This is a genomic window from Mesorhizobium sp. 128a (genome assembly GCF_053848025.1).
On the sequence record NZ_JBSPKY010000002.1, the window covers coordinates 351,710 to 370,434 of the forward strand.

The following is an 18,725-nucleotide window of genomic DNA, read 5'->3' on the forward strand; positions in this document are numbered from 1 at the left end:
AAACCTACTTGCTCATCACCGCCAGCCATTCATCGACCCAGGCCTTGCGGTTGGCCGCGACCTCTTCCGGGCTGAACAGCAAAGTCCTGGTCGGCTTGACCAGCCTGTCGAACGCCGGATTGAGCGGCTTGTCGGTTTTGCCCGCCGGGAACATCCAGTTGGTCTCGGGGATCACATCCTGGAATTTCGGCCCGGCCATGAAGGCCATGAACTTTTGTGCCAGCGGGTTCTTCTCACCCGTGGTGGTGATGCCGGCGACCTCGATCTGCAGATACTCGCCTTCCTCGAAAGACGCCCCCTGATAGCGCTCGGTGTTCTCGGCCACCATGTGGTAGGCCGGCGACGTCGTGTAGGACAGCACCATCGGCGCCTCGCCCTTGGTGAACAGGCCGTAGGCCTCGCTCCAGCCCGGCGTCACCGTCAGCACTTTCGGCTTGAGCTTCGCCCATGCCTCCGGCGCCTTGTCGCCATAGACCGATTTGACCCACAGCAGCAGGCCGAGGCCCGGCGTCGAAGTCCGCGGATCCTGGATGACGATCTTGTCGGCAGCGGCGCCCTCGACCAATTCCTTCAGGCTCTTCGGCGGGCTCTTCAGCTTTTCGGTGTCGTAGACGACGGCGAAATAGCCATAGTCGTAGGGGACGAAAGTATCGTCGCTCCAGCCGCCCGGCACGTTGTTTTCGGCCACCGCGCCATGCGGGACGAACAGCCCGGAGGCCTTGGCTTCCGCAGTCAGGTTGGTGTCGAGGCCAAGCACGATATCGGCCTTGGTCGATGCGCCTTCCAGCTTGACGCGGTTGAGCAGCGCGACGCCGTCGGCGACCGAGACGAAGTCGAGCGTGCAGCCGCATTCGGCCTCGAACTCCTTCTTCACCGCAGGGCCCGGCCCCCAGTCGGCGGTGAAACTCTCATAGGTGTAGACGGTGAGTTTTTCCTGCGCGGATGCAGGCGCAGCCAGAAGCGAAACAGCAAGGCCCAGGGCTGGGACAAGACGGGACAAGAACATGCGCATCGGCGCCTCCTTCGTTCGTGTTGAAAGGAATTGAGGCGTCGGGCTGTCCGAAGCGTCTAATCCCTCCGCCGGTACAAACCGGATCAGGTTCAGCGGGTTGGCGAGACTGCCTCTCAGCCGGTCCGCGAAGATCGCGTCCGGCACCCCGTTAGAGCGTTTCGACACATAGGCCCGGCCAAGGTGCCACGCAAGCGGAAGTTTGCTCGAGCATGATCCCGGACCGAAGGTCTGCGAACGCAAAGAGTGGGAACCGGTTTTCTCAAAAAAGATCATGCTCCAAAAAAGGATCTGGATCAGGATGACGATTCAACCAAACGTCATACTGATCTAGAGGCGGAAGGGCTCGGCCTTCCGTTTCGCCGGCGGGGCTGGTAAGGGCCACCGGATATGAGCACATTCACCATCCTGCTTGGCGGCGATCTCATCCGCACGCCGCGGCTCGACCGCCAGGTCGAAGGCACGCGCGTCATCGCCGCGGACGCCGGCATCGGCCATGCCCGCCTGCTCGGCCTGATGCCGGAGCTTTGGGTCGGCGACTTCGATTCCGTGCCGGCGGACCTGCCCGCCGATCTCGCCGCAGTGCCACGCCAGGTATTTCCGCCCGAAAAGGACAAGACCGACGGCGAACTGGCCATCGCCGCCGCACTGGAGCGCGGCGCCACCAGCCTGATGCTGGCCGGCGCTTTCGGCGGCAAGCGCGCCGACCATGCATATCTGCACCTGGCGCTCAGCCTGCGGCTGGCCGAGGCAGGCACAAAAGTGCTGTTGACCAGCGGCGCCCAAGAAGGCGTCCCCCTTTTGCCGGGCAAGGCCGGCTTCGACTATGACGACGGTACGCTGTTTTCCGTGCTCGGCTTTTCCGATCTCTCGGGCCTCACCGTTTCCGGTGCCAAATGGCCGCTCGACCATGTCGAGGTCGACTTCGGCTCGTCGCTGACCATCTCCAATGAGGTCAAAGGCAAGCTCGAAATCGCACTTGGCCATGGCCGCGCGCTGCTGCTCGCCCATCCCCATCCCTTGCCTGAAAGCTGACATGGCCCCGCCCCTTCTCAACCTCGACGGGATAAAACTGACTTTCGGCGGCACGCCGTTGCTCGACGGCGCCGAACTCACCGCGTCCGCCGGCGACAAGATCGCGCTCGTCGGCCGCAACGGCTCCGGCAAATCTACGCTCTTGAAGATCGCCGCCGGGCTGATCGAGCCGCAGGACGGCGAGGTGTTCCGCCAGCCTTCGGCGACCGTGCGTTATCTCCCGCAAATGCCCGACATGGATGGCTTTGCCAATGTTCGTGCCTATGTCGAGGCCGGGCTCGGTCCCGCCGACGATCCCTACCGCGCCACCTATCTGATGGAGCATCTCGGCCTCACCGGCACCGAAGACCCCAACGATCTTTCCGGCGGCGAGGCCCGCCGTGCCGCGCTTGCCCGCGTCATGGCGCCGGAGCCCGACATTCTGCTGCTTGATGAGCCGACCAACCATCTCGATCTGTCTGTCATCGAGTGGCTGGAAGAGGAGCTTGTCCGCACCTCGTCGGCGCTGATCGTCATTTCGCACGACCGTCGCTTCCTCGAACGCGTCTCGCGCGCCACCATCTGGCTCGACCGCGGCCAGACCCGCCGTCTGGACAAGGGCTTTGGCCATTTCGAGGAATGGCGTGATCAGGTGCTGGAAGAGGAAGAGCGCGAGCAGCACAAGCTCGGCCGGCAGATCGTGCGCGAGGAACATTGGCTGCGCTACGGCGTGACGGCGCGGCGCAAGCGCAACATGCGCCGCCTCGGCGAGCTCCAGACCATGCGCCAGCGTTTTCGCGGCCATCGCGGCGCCGAAGGCTCGGCCACCATGGTGGCGAGCGACGCCGCCGAATCCGGCAAGCTGGTGATCGAGGCCAAAAACATCGAAAAGAGTTTTGGCGACCTCACCGTGGTCAAAGGCTTTTCGACCCGCATCCAGCGCGGCGACCGGGTCGGCCTGGTCGGACCGAACGGTGCCGGCAAGACGACGCTGTTGAAGATGCTGACCGGTGAGTTGAAGCCGGATGCCGGCTCGGTGCGGCTTGGCACCAATCTGGAAATCGCCACGCTCGATCAGAAGCGCGAGTCGGTCGACCCGGCCGAGACGCTGGCACAATATCTCACCGACGGGCGCGGCGAAAACCTCGTCATCAATGGCGAACAACGCCATGTCGTCTCCTACATGAAGGATTTCCTGTTCAAGCCGGAACAGGCGCGCACGCCGGTGCGCGAGCTTTCCGGCGGCGAACGGGCGCGGCTGCTTTTGGCCCGCGTCCTGGCCCGGCCGGCCAACCTTCTGGTGCTTGATGAGCCGACCAACGATCTCGACATGGAGACGCTGGAGCTGCTGCAGGAACTGGTTGCCGGCTTTGCCGGCACGGTCATCCTGGTCAGCCACGACCGCGACTTCCTCGACCGCACCGTGACCAGCATCATCGCGCCGGACGGTGGCGGCCGCTGGATCGAATATGCCGGCGGCTATTCCGACATGCTGGCGCAGCGCGGCGGCACCCGGCTCGACGACCGCAAGGTGCGGACCAAGACTGGGGCCGGCGACACGCCCGCAGCAGGCAGAAGCGAGGCGGCGGCGCCGAAAGGACCCGCCAAGAAACTGTCGTTCAAGCAGAAATTCGCGCTGGAATCGCTGCCCAAGAAGATCGAGGCGGTGACGGCCTCGATTTCACGGCTGGAGAACAACATCGCCGACCCCGCCTATTACGAGCGCGACCCTGCCTCGTTCCAGAAAACCATCGCAGCCCTAGACAAGGAACGCGCCACGCTGGCAGCGCTCGAGGAAGAGTGGCTGGAACTGGAGATGCTGCGCGAGGAGATGGAGGGCTAAGCTTGCAGCTTTGCAGGCGTGCTGCCATGCTCTTGTCCATAGGTATCGTAGGGCCGTTGAAATGGCTGATGCTCAGTCTTCACTCAAGCTCTCCATCGAGCTTCCATTGATCGAAGAGGCTGAAGCCTTAGGGATCAACATCGCTCACGCCGCAGAGGCAGACATCGTCAAAGCGATCGCTGCGGAAAAGACACGTCGATGGCAAGAAGAAAACAAGGATGCCATCGACAGCTCGGACGACTACGTCAGGCGTAACGGCCTGCCGCTGGCCAAATATCGCCCGTTTTGACCTGGCCTCCATTTCTCTCTGCAACCGAAAGAGCAGCGAACGGATTGAACGTCGCTTCTCAGCCCGCCGTCTTCGCCTGCCAGGCCTTCAGCGCCTCGTCGAAGACCTTCTCGCCGGGGATGCCTTTTTCCATGGTCAGCAGGGCCCGGCGTCCGGTCTTGTAGACCACCGGCACGTCGATCCAGTCCTGGCCGCGAAGCAAGGTCAGATTGGCGTCCTCGTCGGCCTTGGTGTCGTTGAGAGCCACCAGGAAGAAGCCGTCGGCGATCTTGGCAGGAATGCCGATCAGCGGGCTGCCGGCATCCTGCTCCGAGCTCTTCATGGCCACGCGCAGGATGTTGTCGACGCCACCGCCGTCGAAGCCCTGCGGCGTCAGGAAGATCATCTCGATGATGTGGCTGGCCGGCAGCGTCTGGTCGGTGTTGCGGCGGATGGTCATGCGCAGCTGGATGTCCTTGCCGGGAATGGTCGCCTCGGCGCGGATCGCCGGCTCGGGCGGCGCGTCGCCACCGGGCGATTCCTGCACCAGCGACCAGACGATGCTGCCGGGTTCGGCCGAGCCTTGCGAAGTCGAGGTGCGTTCCTCATAGAAGATCGCCTTCTGGCCAACCGCAACGGTCGGCTCGGGAGCGGCGGTCGTCGGCGCCGCGGGCGGCGTGCCGGCTGCTGGCGCTGGCGGAGTGGCCGCGGCATCAGCCGGTGCTGCCCCATTGGCCGGCGGAGCGGCGCCTTCGGCGGGCGGTATTGCCTGCGGGGTGGCGGAAGCGTCAGGCGCCGGTGTGGCGGGCGCGGGCGTGGCGGGCACAGCCGTGGCTGCGGCATCGCTGGGGGGTGGGGTCGCAGGCGCTGGCGTCGCCGCTGGGGCCGGAGCCGGAGGCGGCGGCGTGGTCAGTGCGGCGACGGATTCGCCCTCGCCAATACCGCTTTGACCGGCCGCGGGACCAGGGTCGGTCTCGCCGCCTTCGGGCGTCAGCCGCTGCGTAAATTTGGTTCCCTCGCCGGCAGCAGCCGGTGCGGGCGCCTCGGCCGCGGGCTTCGCCGGCACCGGCTTGACCAGCGGTTCGGTCGAGACCGTCTTGGTGTCGCCAAGACCGAACATCGAGCTGAACGCATCCTTGTTCAGCCAGATGCCGTAGCCGCCGCCGGCGACCACCAGCAGCGCCGCGACAGCGGCGATCAGCCCGCCATAGCTGCGCTGGCGTTCGGCCGGGCGCAGGCGTTGGAACGTGTCCGCTGCCGGCTGCTCGTCATTGGCAAACACATCGGCGCTGTCGTCGTCGGCGTCCAGCTCCGCGGCCTGCTCGTTGACGGTTTCGGCGCGCGCAGCAGGCGGCGGTGGTGTCGGTGCGGGCCTCTGCCAGCTCGGCTCCGCCCGGGCGACCGGCGCCGGCTGCACGGGTTTCGCCGGCTGCCAGGCCGGTGCAGGTGCCGATGCAGGCGTGGTGGACGGCTTTACATGACTGGGCTGGTTCTTGTTGCGGTCGATGGAGGAGAAGATGTGTTCGAGCTCGGCCAGCGGATCGGATGCCGGCGCCGGTTTGGCATAGTCCCGCTCGACGCTCGTAATGGCGTCTTCCAGCGAGCGTTTCTGCTTGGCGATGACATCGGCGGACAGCGGCGGCGAAAAATCCGCGAGCTTCTTGACCAGCGCGGCACGGGCGCCATCATAGGTCCGCGTGCGCACGTCCAGAGCCGGCTCGCCATACTTGTCGAGCGCCTTTTTCAGAACAGCAACGAAATCTGCCATGCTTCAGTCGACCTGTATTTTTGTTTCCGCGCCGGCCCCCACAAATCAGCCGCGATGCCCGGAAAGGCTTCAGAAAACTAGTCTTGAAACGGATCGGTCACAAGTATTGTGTCGTCCCGCTCCGGGCTGGTGGAAAGGAGCGCGACGGGTGCGCCGATGAGCTCCTCGATGTAACGGACATATTTGACGGCCTGCGCCGGAAGGTCGTTCCAGCTGCGTGCGCCGGCAGTGGTGCCTTTCCAGCCTTCCAGCGTCTCGTAGACCGGTTCGACACGCGCCTGCGCGCCCTGGCTCGCCGGCAGATAGTCGATCATTTCGCCGTCGAGCCGGTAACCCGTGCAGACCTTGATCTCGTCCAGCCCGTCGAGCACGTCGAGCTTGGTCAGCGCGATGCCCTTGATGCCGTTGACGGCGACGGCCTGGCGCACCAGCACGGCGTCGAACCAGCCGCAGCGGCGCTTGCGCCCGGTGACGACGCCGAATTCGTGGCCGCGCGTGCCGAGGAATTCGCCGATCTCGTTCTTCTGCTCGGTCGGGAACGGGCCTTCGCCGACACGCGTCGTATAGGCTTTGGTGATGCCCAGCACATAGCCGATGGCGCCGGGGCCGACGCCCGAGCCGGCAGCGGCCTGGCCGGCGACAGTGTTGGACGAGGTGACGAACGGATAGGTGCCGTGGTCGATGTCGAGCAGCGTGCCTTGCGCGCCCTCGAACAGGATGCGCTCGCCGGCGCGGCGCTTGTCGTCGAGGATTTTCCAGACGCGGTCCATATAGGGCAGGATCTCATCGGCGACCGAGGTCAGTTCGGTCATGATCGCCTCATGGGTGACCTCGCCATGGCCAAGCCCGCGACGCAGGGCGTTGTGATGCGTCAGCAGCCTGTCGACCTTGAGGGGAAGCGTTTCCAAATCCGCCAGATCCATCACTCTGACCGCGCGCCGGCCCACCTTGTCCTCATAGGCGGGGCCGATGCCACGGCGGGTCGTGCCAATTTTCGTCCCGGAATTGGAGGCGGCGTCCTCGCGGAATCCGTCCAGCTCCCGGTGTAGCGACAGGATAAGCGCGGTGTTTTCGGCTATTTTCAGGCGGTCCGGCGTCACCTCGACGCCTTGCGCCTTGAGTTTTACCACTTCGGCGACAAAGGCGTGCGGATCGAAGACGACGCCATTGCCGATGATCGACAGCTTGCCTTGCCGCACCACGCCCGACGGCAGCAGCGACAGTTTGTAGACCTTGCCGTCGACGACCAGCGTATGGCCGGCATTGTGGCCGCCCTGGAAGCGCACGACCACGTCGGCGCGCTCCGACAACCAGTCGACGATCTTGCCCTTGCCCTCGTCGCCCCATTGCGAGCCGACGACCACCACATTGGCCATATTTCTTTTCCCTTGAGATGCCGCCATGGCGGCCTGGATATGGTTCGAAACGACAGGCCTCTATAGCGTCAAGACCTCGCAAGTGCGACCTTTCTTTGCCGCCGAAAATGCCCTGAGGCACAACAATTTTCGGCTTTGACATCATTTACTTGGGCCGGCGGGGGCAATAGGCCGGCAAACATCGCACCTCCGGCGGCCGGAATCCTGCAATGCATCGACGCTCCTACCTGTTCCTGGCTGTCACCACCTTGCTGTGGGGCGGCAATTCAGTCGCCGGCAAGCTGGCGGTCGATCATGTCTCGCCGATGATGCTGGTCTTCTTGCGCTGGCTGCTGGCGGTCGCGATCCTGCTGCCGATCGGCTGGCGCACGATCAAGGAGGACCGGCCCGTGGTGCGCAAACACTGGTTCGTCCTGGCTGCACTGGGGGCCAGCGGCTTCACTTTGTTCAACACCATTTTCTACACGGCGCTCAACTATACTACCGCGATCAACGTCTCGATCGAACAGGCGGCGATGCCGGTCCTGATCATCGTTGCCAACTTTATCTTCTTCCGCCTACGAGTGAACTGGGCGCAGATTGCCGGCGTCGTGCTGACCATAGCCGGCGTGGTGCTGACCGCCTGCCATGGCGACCCGCGCCGGTTGCTGACGCTGGAGCTCAATTTCGGCGATGCCATCATGCTGATCGCCGTTATCCTCTACAGCGGCTATTCGGTCGGTCTGCGGCTGAAACCGGAGATGCGCTGGCAAAGCCTGATGCTGTCGCTGTCGATCGCAGCGTTGATTACGTCGCTGCCTTTCGTCCTGTGGGAAGTCGCCGCCGGTGAGGTCATCGTCCCCGACATCAGTGGCTGGTTGATCATCGCCTACACCGCGGTCGGCGCCTCGGTCATCTCGCAGATATTCTACATCAGGGGCAACGAACTGATCGGCGCCAACCGTGCCGGGCTGTTCATCAACCTGGTGCCGATCTTCGGCACGCTGCTGTCGGTGCTGATCGTCGGCGAGACATTCCAGTTCTACCAGGCGCTGGCGCTCGTCCTGGTGCTGGGCGGCATCGGTCTGGCCGAATACAGCGGACGCAAGATGGCGAGCGCTCCGTCGACGCGAACACCCTGAACAAAAAAGGCGCGGGCAAGGCCGCGCCTTTCGAACCTCATTGGACGGTCCAGATCACATCGTGTTGACGTCGAACTGCAAGCGCTTGGCCGAGTCGATCGACTTGTGAGCCTTGACCTGCTCCAGCACATCTTCCGGGAATGGCTTGTCGAGATAGAGTAGCGCAATCGCGTCGCCGCCCGGCCGGTTGCGACCGAGCTGGAAGTTGGCGATGTTGACACCGTTTTCGCCGCACACCGTGCCGAGCAGGCCGATGATGCCGGGCGCGTCGGCATTGGTGGTGTAGAGCATGTGCTGGCCGACCTCGGCGTCGAGATTGATGCCCTTGATCTGGATGAAGCGTGGCTTGCCGTCGGAAAAGCAGGTGCCGGCGATCGAGCGCGTCTTGTGCTCGGTCTTGACCGTCAGCTTGATGTAGCCGTCGAACACGCCCGACTTGTCGCGCTTGACCTCCGCGACGATGATGCCGCGCTCCTTCACCATGATCGGCGCCGACACCATGTTGACGTCGGAGACCTGCGGCCGGATCAAGCCGGCAAGCGTAGCGCTGATCAGCGCCCGCGTATTCATCGTCGCGGTCGAGCCGTCGAACAGGATCTCGACCTCAGTGATCGGGTCCTCGGTGACCTGGCCGACAAAGGCGCCGAGCACTTCGGCGAGCTTGACGAAGGGTTTTAGCCGCGGCGCTTCTTCCGCCGTGATCGAGGGCATGTTGATGGCGTTGGAAACCGCGCCTTTGATCAGGTAGTCGGCCATCTGCTCGGCCACCTGAAGCGCGACATTCTCCTGCGCTTCCGCCGTCGAGGCGCCGAGATGCGGTGTCGCCACCACATTCTCCATGCCGAACAGTTCATTGTTCTCAGCCGGTTCGACCTCGAACACGTCGATGCCGGCACCGGCCACCTTGCCGCTCTTCAGCGCCGCGACCAGATCGGCCTCGACGACCAGCCCGCCACGGGCGCAGTTGATGATGCGCACGCCGTTCTTCATCTTGGCGATCGCCGCCGCATCGATGATGTTGCGCGTCTTGTCGGTCAGCGGCGTGTGCAGCGTGATGAAGTCGGCGCGGGCGAAAAGCTCGTCCAGTTCGACCTTGTCGACGCCAAGCTCCTCGGCACGCTTGTCCGACAGGAATGGGTCGAAGGCAACGACATGCATCTTCAAGCCGACGCCGCGCGTGGCGACGATCGAGCCGATATTGCCGCAGCCGATGACACCCAGCGTCTTGCCGGTGATCTCGACGCCCATGAAGCGGTTCTTTTCCCATTTGCCGGCATGGGTCGAGGCGTTGGCTTCGGGAATCTGGCGGGCAAGCGCGAAGATCATCGCGACAGCATGCTCGGCCGTGGTGATCGAATTGCCGAAAGGCGTGTTCATCACGATGATGCCCTTGCGGCTTGCCGCCGGGATGTCGACATTGTCGACACCGATGCCGGCGCGGCCGACGACCTTGAGCTTTGTCGCGGCGTTGATCAGCTTTTCCGTGACCTTGGTCGCCGAACGGATGGCAAGGCCATCATACTGGTCGATCACTTCGAGCAGCTTTTCCTTGTCTTTGCCGAGATCGGGCAAATAGTCGACCTCGATGCCGCGATCCTTGAATATCTGTACGGCAGTGGTGGAGAGTTTATCCGAGACGAGAACGCGGGGCGCCATTGCGGCCTCCTTGAAATGGATTGTCGGGGAACTGGCGGCCGCAGGCCGCCATGCAATCTCAGGCCGCTGCCTTCAGCGACGCCTTCTGCGTGGCGAAGGCCCAGTCGAGCCAGGGCAGCAGCGCTTCGAGATCGGATGTCTCGACAGTCGCGCCGCACCAGATGCGCAGGCCGGGCGGTGCGTCGCGATAAGAGCCGATATCGTAGGCGACGCCTTCCTTGTCGAGCACCGAGACGATCGCTTTCGCAAAAGCCGCCTGTCCGTCGGCATCGAGCGCCGCAACATCCGGGTCGGTGAAGGACAGACACACGGACGTGTTGGACCGCGTCGCCGCATCGACTGCGAGATGGCCGAGCCATGAGGACTTGTCGACAAAACCGTCGAGCACCGCGGCATTGGCGTCCGCTCTGGCGATCAGCGCACCGAGCCCGCCGATCGACTTCGCCCAGTTGAGCGCATCGAGATAGTCCTCGACGCACAACATCGACGGCGTGTTGATCGTCTCGCCCTTGAAGATGCCTTCGATCAGCTTGCCACCTGAGGTCAGACGAAAGATCTTGGGCAGCGGCCAGGCCGGCTTGTAGGTTTCAAGCCGTTCGACGGCACGCGGGCTGAGGATCAGCATGCCGTGCGCGCCCTCGCCGCCCAGCACTTTCTGCCAGGAGAAGGTGACGACGTCCAGCTTCTGGAAATCGAGCCTTTGAGCGAAGGCGGCCGATGTCGCGTCGCAAATCGTCAACCCCTTGCGATCGGCTGGAATGAAATCGCCATTCGGCACGCGCACGCCTGAGGTCGTGCCGTTCCAGGTGAAGACCACGTCGCGGTCAAAATCGATCTGGGTGAGATCCGGCAGCTCGCCATAGCCAGCTTCGATCTTTCTGCTATCGGCGAGCTTCAGCTGCTTGACGACATCGGTAACCCAGCCGGAGCCAAAGCTTTCCCAGGCGACCATGTCGACGCCGCGCTCGCCGAGCAGAGACCACAGCGCCATCTCGACGGCGCCGGTGTCCGACGCCGGCACGATACCAATGCGGTAATCCGCTGGAACCTGTAGAATTTCCCGCGTCAGCTCAATCGCCTGTTCGAGCTTGGTCTTGCCGATCTTGGCGCGGTGGGAACGGCCGAGCGCAGCATTCTTCAGCGCCTCGACCGACCAGCCGGGACGTTTTGCGCAGGGACCAGAGGAGAAATTGGGATTTGCCGGACGGAGTCCGGGCTTCGTATGCGTCGTCATCGTGGTCTATCCTTCCAGATAGTGGCCCCTCGTTGGGGAGGGGTGGCCCACGGACGGCGATATGCGTTCAGCCCTCAGGCGTCAAGAGGAAAGTTTTTGTCGCTGACAAGATACAAGCAATCCGCGATCAGGATGTCGTGAGTTCAAACGCAAACGGCGGATCGAAGAGATCCGCCGTTTGGCTTGGTGTCGACAACAGCTTACCAGAGGTCGTAACGCAGCCCGAGCTTGACCTGATGATTGCTGATGCCCTTGCGGATCGGATAGGAGGTCAGGCTCTCGGCCGTGACATATTCAGCATCCGGCGCCGAAAAATACTGATAGCCGAGATCGACGGAGACATTCTTGGTGATCTGATAGGCCAAGCCCGCATCCAGCGTATAGGCGAAGGCATACTGGGTCTTGTTGTCGCTCCGGACGAAATCATCGGTAGCGTCGAGATTGTCGGTGAAGTAACTCGCCGACAGCTTGTATTTGCTCCGGACCAACCCGATGCCGGCGCCCAGATAGGGCGTGATCCCGACATAAGTGCCAAGATCGACATAGCCATTGACCATCCCCGACAGGGAATAATTCTCCAGGGATGCCGACGCCACCGTTGCCGTGGCCGGCGGTATCACGATCGCGGTATCGTCGTAGTGGATGCCAACCTTGTTGCCCGGCAGATAGCCGAGATTGATATCGGCGCGCAGATAGTCGTTGAAATGATAGCCGAAGCCGATGCTGGCAAAGGCCGGATCCTGCTTTTCGCTGAAGCTTGCCGGCGCGAAGGTGAAATCCTGATCCTGGTAGCTCTTCTGCGCCAGATAGGAGACGTCGCCACGCAGATACCAGCCCGAGCCGACCTCAACCGGTTGATAGTCCGGCGCCTGATCGACATAGATCGGCGGATCGTAGTCTGCGGCCTGCGCCGGCGTCAGCGGAGCAAGCACGAATGCGGCAAGCGCCAGCGCTGTCAGCGGTTTGAAATTCATGGTCCCCGGCTCCTGAAATTGTCGCCCGTCGTTAATCGCGCGCACCGTTTCAGGAAGCATTGTTAACCATAGTGGTTAAGTGCGGGTTAAGGATAACGAGGGGTTACCGAATTGATTTCGAGGTGCTGTCTTCAGCGCACGCAGCCGATGGAAATGCACCGCAATCGCCAAACGAAAACCGCCCGGCATAACCGGGCGGTTCGCGAATTCCAGGATTTCGAAGCGACTACTTGGTGTAGATCGGCTCCGGCTGGGGAACGTAGGGTTCCGGCGATGTGCAACCATTATTGCCGCCGAACTGATAGCGCAGACCGCCGCGTACCTCATGTGTGTTGATGCCATGGTCGAAGCCGGGCCCGGAACTGCTCACATCGAAGTCGAACATGCGGCCTCCCTCAATGTGAGAGTAGCGATAGCCGGCATCCAGGATCACCCTGTCGGTAAGGCAATAGGACGCGCCGGCCATGAGCGCGTAGGCAAAGCGCCAGTTCTTCGACCCGGGGTTGGTCTCGGTTGTGTTCGGGTCGTGGACGGCATCCCATTTGACGTGCGCGCCGCCGATGCCAGCGCCAACATAAGGCGTGAAGCCGTGCCAGGTGCCAATATCGTAATAGGCGTTGGCCAAGAGCAGCAATGCGCTCATTTTCGACACTTCGACCGATGTCGTAACACCATCGTTGGTTGATCCGTTGAAGTCCGAAGCGAACCAATAGTCGGCTGTCAGGTCGGTACGGAAATGATCGTTGATCTTGTAGCCAATGCCGGCGCCGAGTGAGAAGCCGCCCTTAAGCTCGCCGGAATCGAAAACATTGCTGCCGGGAGGGGGCCCGTAGGTGATATAGTCGATGCCGCGCAAATCCGACTTATGATAGTCGATGTCGCCGCGGATGTACCAGCCGCCGAAATCGGCGGGCGGGTCATAAGCTACCGGCGGCGGTGCTTCCTCGACCACCGGCGGCTCCACCAGGTCGGCGGCGAATACCGGCCCGGCCACGCCTGCGAACAGCGCGGCAAGGAGAGCCATTTTTGCTGTATTGAACATGCTTCACCCCTGAGAACCGTCGGGAAGTCCAAACCCGCCCGAATATGATTGACCTCAGTTGTGGATAATGAATTGGAAAAGTTAAAAGGCGTTTAACCCTGTCGATTAACCACGAATTATCGACATTTTAGCAAACAGCTGCCGCCCGGCACGATGCTGGAACCGCCCTGGCGAAAACAAAAAGGCCCACCTGGAGGCGGGCCTTGAGGTCTTCGAGCCGGCAGTTCGCGCCTGCCGGTGGAGGCAGCGCGATCAGGCGGCGCTGCGCGTTTCCGAAATGATGTCAACGATGTCGTTGACCACGGCTTCGACCAGTTGCGGGTCGTCACCCTCGGCCATGACGCGGATCAGCGGCTCGGTGCCGGAGGGCCGGATGACCAGTCGCCCGGCCTTGCCGAGACGGTTGCGCGCATCTTCGATCGCGGCCTTGACGGGGGCTTCCTCGAGCGGCTTGCCGCCGGCGATGCGGACATTCTTCAACAGCTGCGGCACCGGCTCGAACTTCTTCGACAATTCGCTGACCGGCCGGTTCTGTCGCTTGATGCAGGCCAGCACCTGCAGAGCCGAGACCAAGCCATCGCCAGTGGTCGAGAAATCGGACAGCACGATGTGGCCCGATTGCTCGCCGCCGACATTCAACCCGTGCGCACGCATGTGCTCGACGACATAACGATCGCCGACCTTGGTGCGGTGCAGCTGCAGCTTCATGTCGCCGAGGAAGCGTTCGAGGCCGAGATTGGACATCACCGTCGAGACGACGCCGCCGCCGGCGAGCCGCCCGCTCTGGTGCCAGGACTCGGCAATCAGCGCCATGATCTGGTCGCCATCGACGATCGTGCCGTTTTCGTCGACGATGACGACACGGTCGGCATCGCCGTCGAGCGCGATGCCGATATCGGCGCGCACTTCATGCACCTTCTTCTGCAGGCCGGCCGGATGGGTCGAGCCGCATTCCTTGTTGATGTTGAAGCCGTTCGGTTCGACATTGATGGCAATGACCTCGGCGCCCAATTCCCAAAGGGCGGCGGGCGCCACCTTGTAGGCGGCGCCATTGGCGCAATCGACGACGATCCTGAGACCCGACAGCGACATCGAGCGCGGCAGCGTGCGCTTGGCGAATTCGATGTAGCGGTCATGCACGCCGTCGACACGCTTGGCGCGGCCGAGCCCGTCGGAGTCGGCGAGCGCCAGTTCGATGTCCTTGTCGAGCATACTCTCGATGCGCTCCTCGATCTCGTCGGAGAGCTTGTAGCCGTCAGGCCCAAACAGCTTGATGCCGTTATCGAAGTAGGGATTGTGCGAGGCCGAGATCATGACGCCGATATCGGCGCGCAGCGATCGCACCAGCATGGCGACCGCCGGCGTCGGGATCGGGCCGAGCAGGAACACATCCATGCCGGCGGCACAAAGGCCGGCCACCATCGCATTCTCGATCATGTAGCCGGACAGCCGCGTGTCCTTGCCGAGCACGACGCGGTGGCGGTGGCTGCCGCGCTGGAACGACAGGCCGGCGGCCATGCCGACCCGCATCGCGATCTCAGCCGTCATCGGAAATTTGTTGGCACGCCCGCGAATGCCGTCGGTGCCGAAATAACGTCCTGCCATGTTAGCCAGAATCCCCGTCGGTTTTTCAGCCGGCTTCTAATGCCACAATTCGGCAAGCCTTACGATCACATTGTGTGATTGTATATTACCAATTCTTAGAAATTCATTGTAGCGGCTGTCCGGGAGCCTTAGCGGCTTAGGACGACGACACGGTCTTGCCGCAATATACCGATCACACTGCGCCGCACGACGCCGGTTGATCCGGAAATCCTTGTGCTGGAGGCCCCAGATCACAACGATTTCATCACCTTGTCGGGAGGACGCGCTTTCCGACAGTATCACCGCGGTTTAGCATCTGGCGCAGCCTAGCGTTGAGGACTATTGATTCACCAAAGGGACATCATCGGCGGCAGCAACGGGAGAAACGCGCCATGCTCATCCATCGACTTGCAACCTTGACGGGTCTTGCCGTCGCAACCTTGTTCATGGCGGCGCCGGCCAACGCGCTGACCATGGCCGAATGCAGTACCAAGTATAATGCGGCCAAGGACGCCGGCACGCTCAACGGACAGACCTGGAACCAGTTCCGTAAAGCCGAATGCGGCACCGATGCAGCCGCCACGACCGAGACCGCCAAGCCGGCCAAGAAGGCGGCCGCTGCCAAGGCGGACACCAAGGCCGCCGCGGCGGCCGATGACGCCAAGGGTCTGACGGCCAAGGAATGCAGCGCCAAGTATCAGGCCGCCAAGACTGCCGGCACGCTGAACGGCGCGAAATGGAACGACTTCCGCAAGACCGAATGCGCCGCCGGCGCGAGCGCCTCAGTTGAGCCCGCCAAGGCGACGACCAAAGCTGCAGCGACCGCCGACGACGGCGCCAAGGGCCTGACATCAAAGGAATGCAGCGCCAAATACCAGGCGGCAAAGGCTGCCGGCACGCTCAATGGCGTGAAGTGGAACGATTTCCGCAAGACCGAATGCGCCGCAGGTGCTTCCGCCTCGGTCCAACCCGCCAAGGCAACGACCAAGGCTGCCAGCACCGAGAGCGGCAAAGGCCTGAGCATGGCCGATTGCAGCACCAAGTACCAGGCGGCCAAGGCTGCCAACAAGCTCGGCGGCAAGAAGTGGAACGACTTCCGCAAGGCCGAATGCGGCGCCGGCGCTGACGATGACGACACCGTGCCGGCTGTGGATGAGGCAAGTTACAAGGCAGATCCGGAGGCACCGACCGTCGTTGCGCCCAAGGGCGTGAAGTTCCCGACGGCGATCTCCAAAAAATATGCCAGCGAAAGCCCCGGCAAGGGCCGCATGCACACCTGCCTTGAGCAGTACTATGCCCTGAAGGACGCCAATGCGCTGAAGGGCCTGAAGTGGATCCAGAAGGGTGGCGGCTTCTACAGCCTGTGCAACGCCAAGCTGAAGAGCTGATCGCGTAGCCATATTCTTCAGACAGAGGCCCGCGCATCGCAACATGCGCGGGCCTTTTTGTTACGCTCGAAGACGCCCCGCTTTGCTCGCATCTAATATCGCGGAAGCTGTTGGCATCATCCATTCGCCCACACTGCCCACCGCCCACCTTATCGGCGGTTGGCAAAGATTCCGATTGAACATATGCGGAACAAACAGTATACAAAAAGACATCGAACTTTTGTCAACCAGGAGGGTCTTATGTCCAGATTGAAATTGGCGGCATTGGCTGTGACGGCATTGCTTGCTTGGAGCGTCGCCCCTGCAAGCGCACTGACGATGAAGGAATGCGGCGAGGCCTATCGCACAGCCAAGGAAGGCGGCACGCTGAACGGCATGGATTGGACCGCGTTTCGCACGGAGAAATGCGCTACGTCCGCCGCGGAAAGTGCCAGCGCGGATACGGTCAAAGCCGAGCCGCCGAAAGAGGAAACCAGCGCGGTGGTCGTTCCCACTGTAGCGCCGGCAGGCGTGACATTCCCGACCACCCTCGCCGCTGAGTTCAAGACCGAAAAGCCCGCGAAGGCACGGATGAAGACCTGCCTGCAGGGTTACCACGGCAACAAGGATGCAGGTACGTTGAACGGCCTTCGCTGGATCCAGAAGGGCGGCGGCTATTACAGCCTGTGCAATGCCAAGCTGAAGAGCTGATCGCATCAGCTGAACATCGAAGGCCCGCGAACCGTAAGGTTCGCGGGCCTTCTGTTGGAAGCGTGATGTTGCCAGCTTCAGACGACCTTCTTTGACAGTTGAAGAAGCTCGACCAGGCTGGAAAGATCCGCGTTGGCTTTGCCTGCCGCCACGCCACGCCTCATCAGATCTTGCATCGGCAAGATCAACTCGGTGCTGACATCAGCCGACCTGCTTGTGTCGATCAGATTGACAAACGCATCAGCCTGCATGCCGAGACCGGAGACGACATTGCTGGTGTGGTCGCCCGCATCGATTTGCTCTGCCCATTTCGGCAAGCCACCTTGCATCGCTTGCAGCCATGACATCAGCAGCGGCATGAATTCCCCGGCGGGGATCCCGGCTGCTCCCGTCATCGCCAGTGCCTGCAGCACGCCCGCGAACAGCCCGTACATGCCGGCCAGAAGCGAGATATCGTAGAGTGGTGCGAGGCCAGCATCCTCTCCGAGATATCTGCTGGTGCCGAGCGCATCGAGTTGTCCCGCGTGAGCGTCGTAGGCTTGCCTGGAGCCGCTATATAGTATCAAGGCATGCTGCCCGCCGATCATCGGCGGCACCGCCATGATGCCGCCATCGATATAGTCGGCGCCGTGCCCGACCGCCCAGTCGGACATCGCCCGCGCCTGCTCGGGCGTGCCGTTGGTGAGGTTGACCACCGTGCGACCCGACAGCGCTAGCTGCGCCGGAGCCAGCATTTCATGGACCGTGTCGTAGACGAGCAGGCACACCACGATCAGCTTGCTCGACCTGACGGCGTCCTCAAGGCTCATGGCAACGACCGCGCCTCTGGCCGCCAAAGCCTCTGCTTTTGCCGAAGAGCGGTTCCACACCGTCACCACGTGGCCCTTGTCGAGGAAGGCTCCGGCGAGAGCCGTGCCCATGGCGCCAAGGCCGATTACAGCAATATCGCTCATCTTGTAACTCCGTCGTTTCAGATTGGGCCGGATCACACCGGCAAGGGGCTTAGGGCCTGCCCAAGGCCGCCATCGACAGTCAGCCGGGCGCCTGTGGTGAAGGTTGCATCGAAAGCCAGGAACAGGACTGCACGCGCCACTTCCTCCATCGTGCCGTGGCGCTTCATCGGGGTGACCGCGTCGCCGATCGCCATGAAGGCCGCCCGCTCCTGGGCCGAGGCCTCGGCCACGCCCATCGTCGGTGTGTCGATGAAGCCGGGGCTGACCACATTCACGCGGATCCGGCGCGGCAGAAGTTCGGCGGCCAGGACCTTGGCGAAAGCGCGAAGTGCCGCCTTCGATCCTGAATATACGCTCATGCCGCCGGTGCCGGATTCGTCGGCGATCGACGAGGTGAAGACGATGGCGCCACCATCCCTGATGAGGGGCAGCAGGCGCTGCACGATGAAGAAAGCGCCTTTGGCATTGATGTTGAAGGTGCGGTCGTAACTGTCCTCGGTGACCCGCTCCATGGGTTCGAGATTGGCTACCCCGGCATTGACGTGAAGGAAGTCGACCTGGCCGAGCTTCTGCCCCACTTCAGCACCGAGCGTGACGATATCGGCCATGTCGCTGATATCGGACCGCACGATATGAGCTCGCGAAAACAGCTTTCTGCGGGCGGCCTCGATGTTGCGTTGGTCGCGGCCGGTGACCAGAACTTCGGCGCCGTCTTCGATCAGGGCTTCGGCAACGGCGAGGCCCATGCCGTGCGTCCCGCCGATGACAACGGCCTTCTTGTTTGCGTATCGTGTCATGATCCATT

General features: G+C 62.6%; 16 protein-coding genes and 1 riboswitch. Of the genes, 6 read left to right on the forward strand and 10 right to left on the reverse strand.

The genetic code is table 11. The annotated features are described in order from the left end of the window. Nucleotides 1-4: 4 nt before the first annotated feature. Entirely contained in the window at nucleotides 5-1,012 is a 1,008-nt protein-coding gene (gene thiB / locus ACWTU9_RS05420; RefSeq protein ID WP_455857402.1) for a thiamine ABC transporter substrate binding subunit, read from the reverse strand. A gap of 43 nt (nucleotides 1,013-1,055) precedes the next feature. Continuing rightward, nucleotides 1,056-1,170, reverse strand: a riboswitch (TPP riboswitch). Between the two features lie 229 nt (nucleotides 1,171-1,399). On the opposite strand from thiB, the gene ACWTU9_RS05425 reads away from it, so the two are divergent. The 3 genes from ACWTU9_RS05425 to ACWTU9_RS05435 all read left to right on the forward strand — a co-directional run bounded on the left by ACWTU9_RS05425 (nucleotide 1,400) and on the right by ACWTU9_RS05435 (nucleotide 4,155). Next, the gene (locus ACWTU9_RS05425; RefSeq protein WP_455857403.1) at nucleotides 1,400-2,044 is read left to right on the forward strand and encodes a thiamine diphosphokinase; all 645 of its coding nucleotides are present in this window, start codon (nucleotides 1,400-1,402) and stop codon (nucleotides 2,042-2,044) included. A gap of 1 nt (nucleotide 2,045) precedes the next feature. Then, nucleotides 2,046-3,866 carry an ABC-F family ATP-binding cassette domain-containing protein gene (locus ACWTU9_RS05430; RefSeq protein WP_455857404.1) on the forward strand — a complete coding sequence of 607 codons (1,821 nt, stop codon included), beginning with the start codon at nucleotides 2,046-2,048 and terminating at the stop codon, nucleotides 3,864-3,866. 61 nt (nucleotides 3,867-3,927) lie between these two features. Next, complete coding sequence (locus ACWTU9_RS05435; RefSeq protein ID WP_455857405.1) at nucleotides 3,928-4,155, forward strand: type II toxin-antitoxin system CcdA family antitoxin; 228 nt, start codon at nucleotides 3,928-3,930, stop codon at nucleotides 4,153-4,155. A 58-nt stretch (nucleotides 4,156-4,213) separates the two neighbouring features. Here ACWTU9_RS05435 and ACWTU9_RS05440 read toward each other — a convergent pair whose 3' ends face one another. Continuing rightward, nucleotides 4,214-5,902: a hypothetical protein gene (locus ACWTU9_RS05440; RefSeq protein WP_455857406.1), complete on the reverse strand. Its 1,689-nt coding sequence runs from the start codon at nucleotides 5,900-5,902 to the stop codon at nucleotides 4,214-4,216. Between the two features lie 77 nt (nucleotides 5,903-5,979). Beyond that, entirely contained in the window at nucleotides 5,980-7,278 is a 1,299-nt protein-coding gene (locus ACWTU9_RS05445; protein ID WP_455857407.1) for an adenylosuccinate synthase, read from the reverse strand. Nucleotides 7,279-7,487: 209 nt separating this feature from the next. Between ACWTU9_RS05445 and ACWTU9_RS05450 the strand changes: the two genes are divergently transcribed. Beyond that, on the forward strand, nucleotides 7,488-8,399 hold the full coding sequence (locus ACWTU9_RS05450) for a DMT family transporter (protein ID WP_455857408.1): 912 nt from the start codon (nucleotides 7,488-7,490) through the stop codon (nucleotides 8,397-8,399). 54 nt (nucleotides 8,400-8,453) lie between these two features. Here ACWTU9_RS05450 and serA read toward each other — a convergent pair whose 3' ends face one another. The 5 genes from serA to glmM all read right to left on the reverse strand — a co-directional run bounded on the left by serA (nucleotide 8,454) and on the right by glmM (nucleotide 14,910). Continuing rightward, on the reverse strand, nucleotides 8,454-10,055 hold the full coding sequence (gene serA, locus ACWTU9_RS05455) for a phosphoglycerate dehydrogenase (RefSeq protein WP_455857409.1): 1,602 nt from the start codon (nucleotides 10,053-10,055) through the stop codon (nucleotides 8,454-8,456). A 58-nt stretch (nucleotides 10,056-10,113) separates the two neighbouring features. Continuing rightward, nucleotides 10,114-11,289, reverse strand: a complete 1,176-nt coding sequence (locus ACWTU9_RS05460) for a phosphoserine transaminase (protein ID WP_455857410.1) — start codon at nucleotides 11,287-11,289, stop codon at nucleotides 10,114-10,116. Nucleotides 11,290-11,489: 200 nt separating this feature from the next. Next, nucleotides 11,490-12,263, reverse strand: a complete 774-nt coding sequence (locus ACWTU9_RS05465; protein ID WP_454586409.1) for an outer membrane protein — start codon at nucleotides 12,261-12,263, stop codon at nucleotides 11,490-11,492. 226 nt (nucleotides 12,264-12,489) lie between these two features. After that, nucleotides 12,490-13,305 (reverse strand): outer membrane protein, encoded by an 816-nt coding sequence (locus ACWTU9_RS05470; protein ID WP_454586410.1) that lies wholly within the window; start codon nucleotides 13,303-13,305, stop codon nucleotides 12,490-12,492. 252 nt (nucleotides 13,306-13,557) lie between these two features. Then, nucleotides 13,558-14,910, reverse strand: coding sequence for a phosphoglucosamine mutase (gene glmM / locus ACWTU9_RS05475; protein WP_454573001.1), 1,353 nt, complete (start codon nucleotides 14,908-14,910; stop codon nucleotides 13,558-13,560). A 371-nt stretch (nucleotides 14,911-15,281) separates the two neighbouring features. Between glmM and ACWTU9_RS05480 the strand changes: the two genes are divergently transcribed. Together ACWTU9_RS05480 and ACWTU9_RS05485 are read left to right on the forward strand one after the other, a co-directional pair. Next, nucleotides 15,282-16,277 carry a hypothetical protein gene (locus tag ACWTU9_RS05480; RefSeq protein WP_455857411.1) on the forward strand — a complete coding sequence of 332 codons (996 nt, stop codon included), beginning with the start codon at nucleotides 15,282-15,284 and terminating at the stop codon, nucleotides 16,275-16,277. A gap of 240 nt (nucleotides 16,278-16,517) precedes the next feature. Continuing rightward, nucleotides 16,518-16,967 carry a hypothetical protein gene (locus tag ACWTU9_RS05485; protein WP_455857412.1) on the forward strand — a complete coding sequence of 150 codons (450 nt, stop codon included), beginning with the start codon at nucleotides 16,518-16,520 and terminating at the stop codon, nucleotides 16,965-16,967. A 77-nt stretch (nucleotides 16,968-17,044) separates the two neighbouring features. On the opposite strand, the gene ACWTU9_RS05490 is transcribed toward ACWTU9_RS05485, so the two are convergent. Both ACWTU9_RS05490 and ACWTU9_RS05495 read right to left on the reverse strand, forming a co-directional pair. Then, complete coding sequence (locus ACWTU9_RS05490) at nucleotides 17,045-17,956, reverse strand: NAD(P)-dependent oxidoreductase (RefSeq protein ID WP_455857413.1); 912 nt, start codon at nucleotides 17,954-17,956, stop codon at nucleotides 17,045-17,047. Beyond that, on the reverse strand, nucleotides 17,953-18,717 hold the full coding sequence (locus tag ACWTU9_RS05495; protein ID WP_455857414.1) for an SDR family oxidoreductase: 765 nt from the start codon (nucleotides 18,715-18,717) through the stop codon (nucleotides 17,953-17,955). The genes ACWTU9_RS05490 and ACWTU9_RS05495 overlap by 4 nt, the downstream gene beginning before the upstream one ends. Nucleotides 18,718-18,725 lie beyond the last annotated feature (8 nt).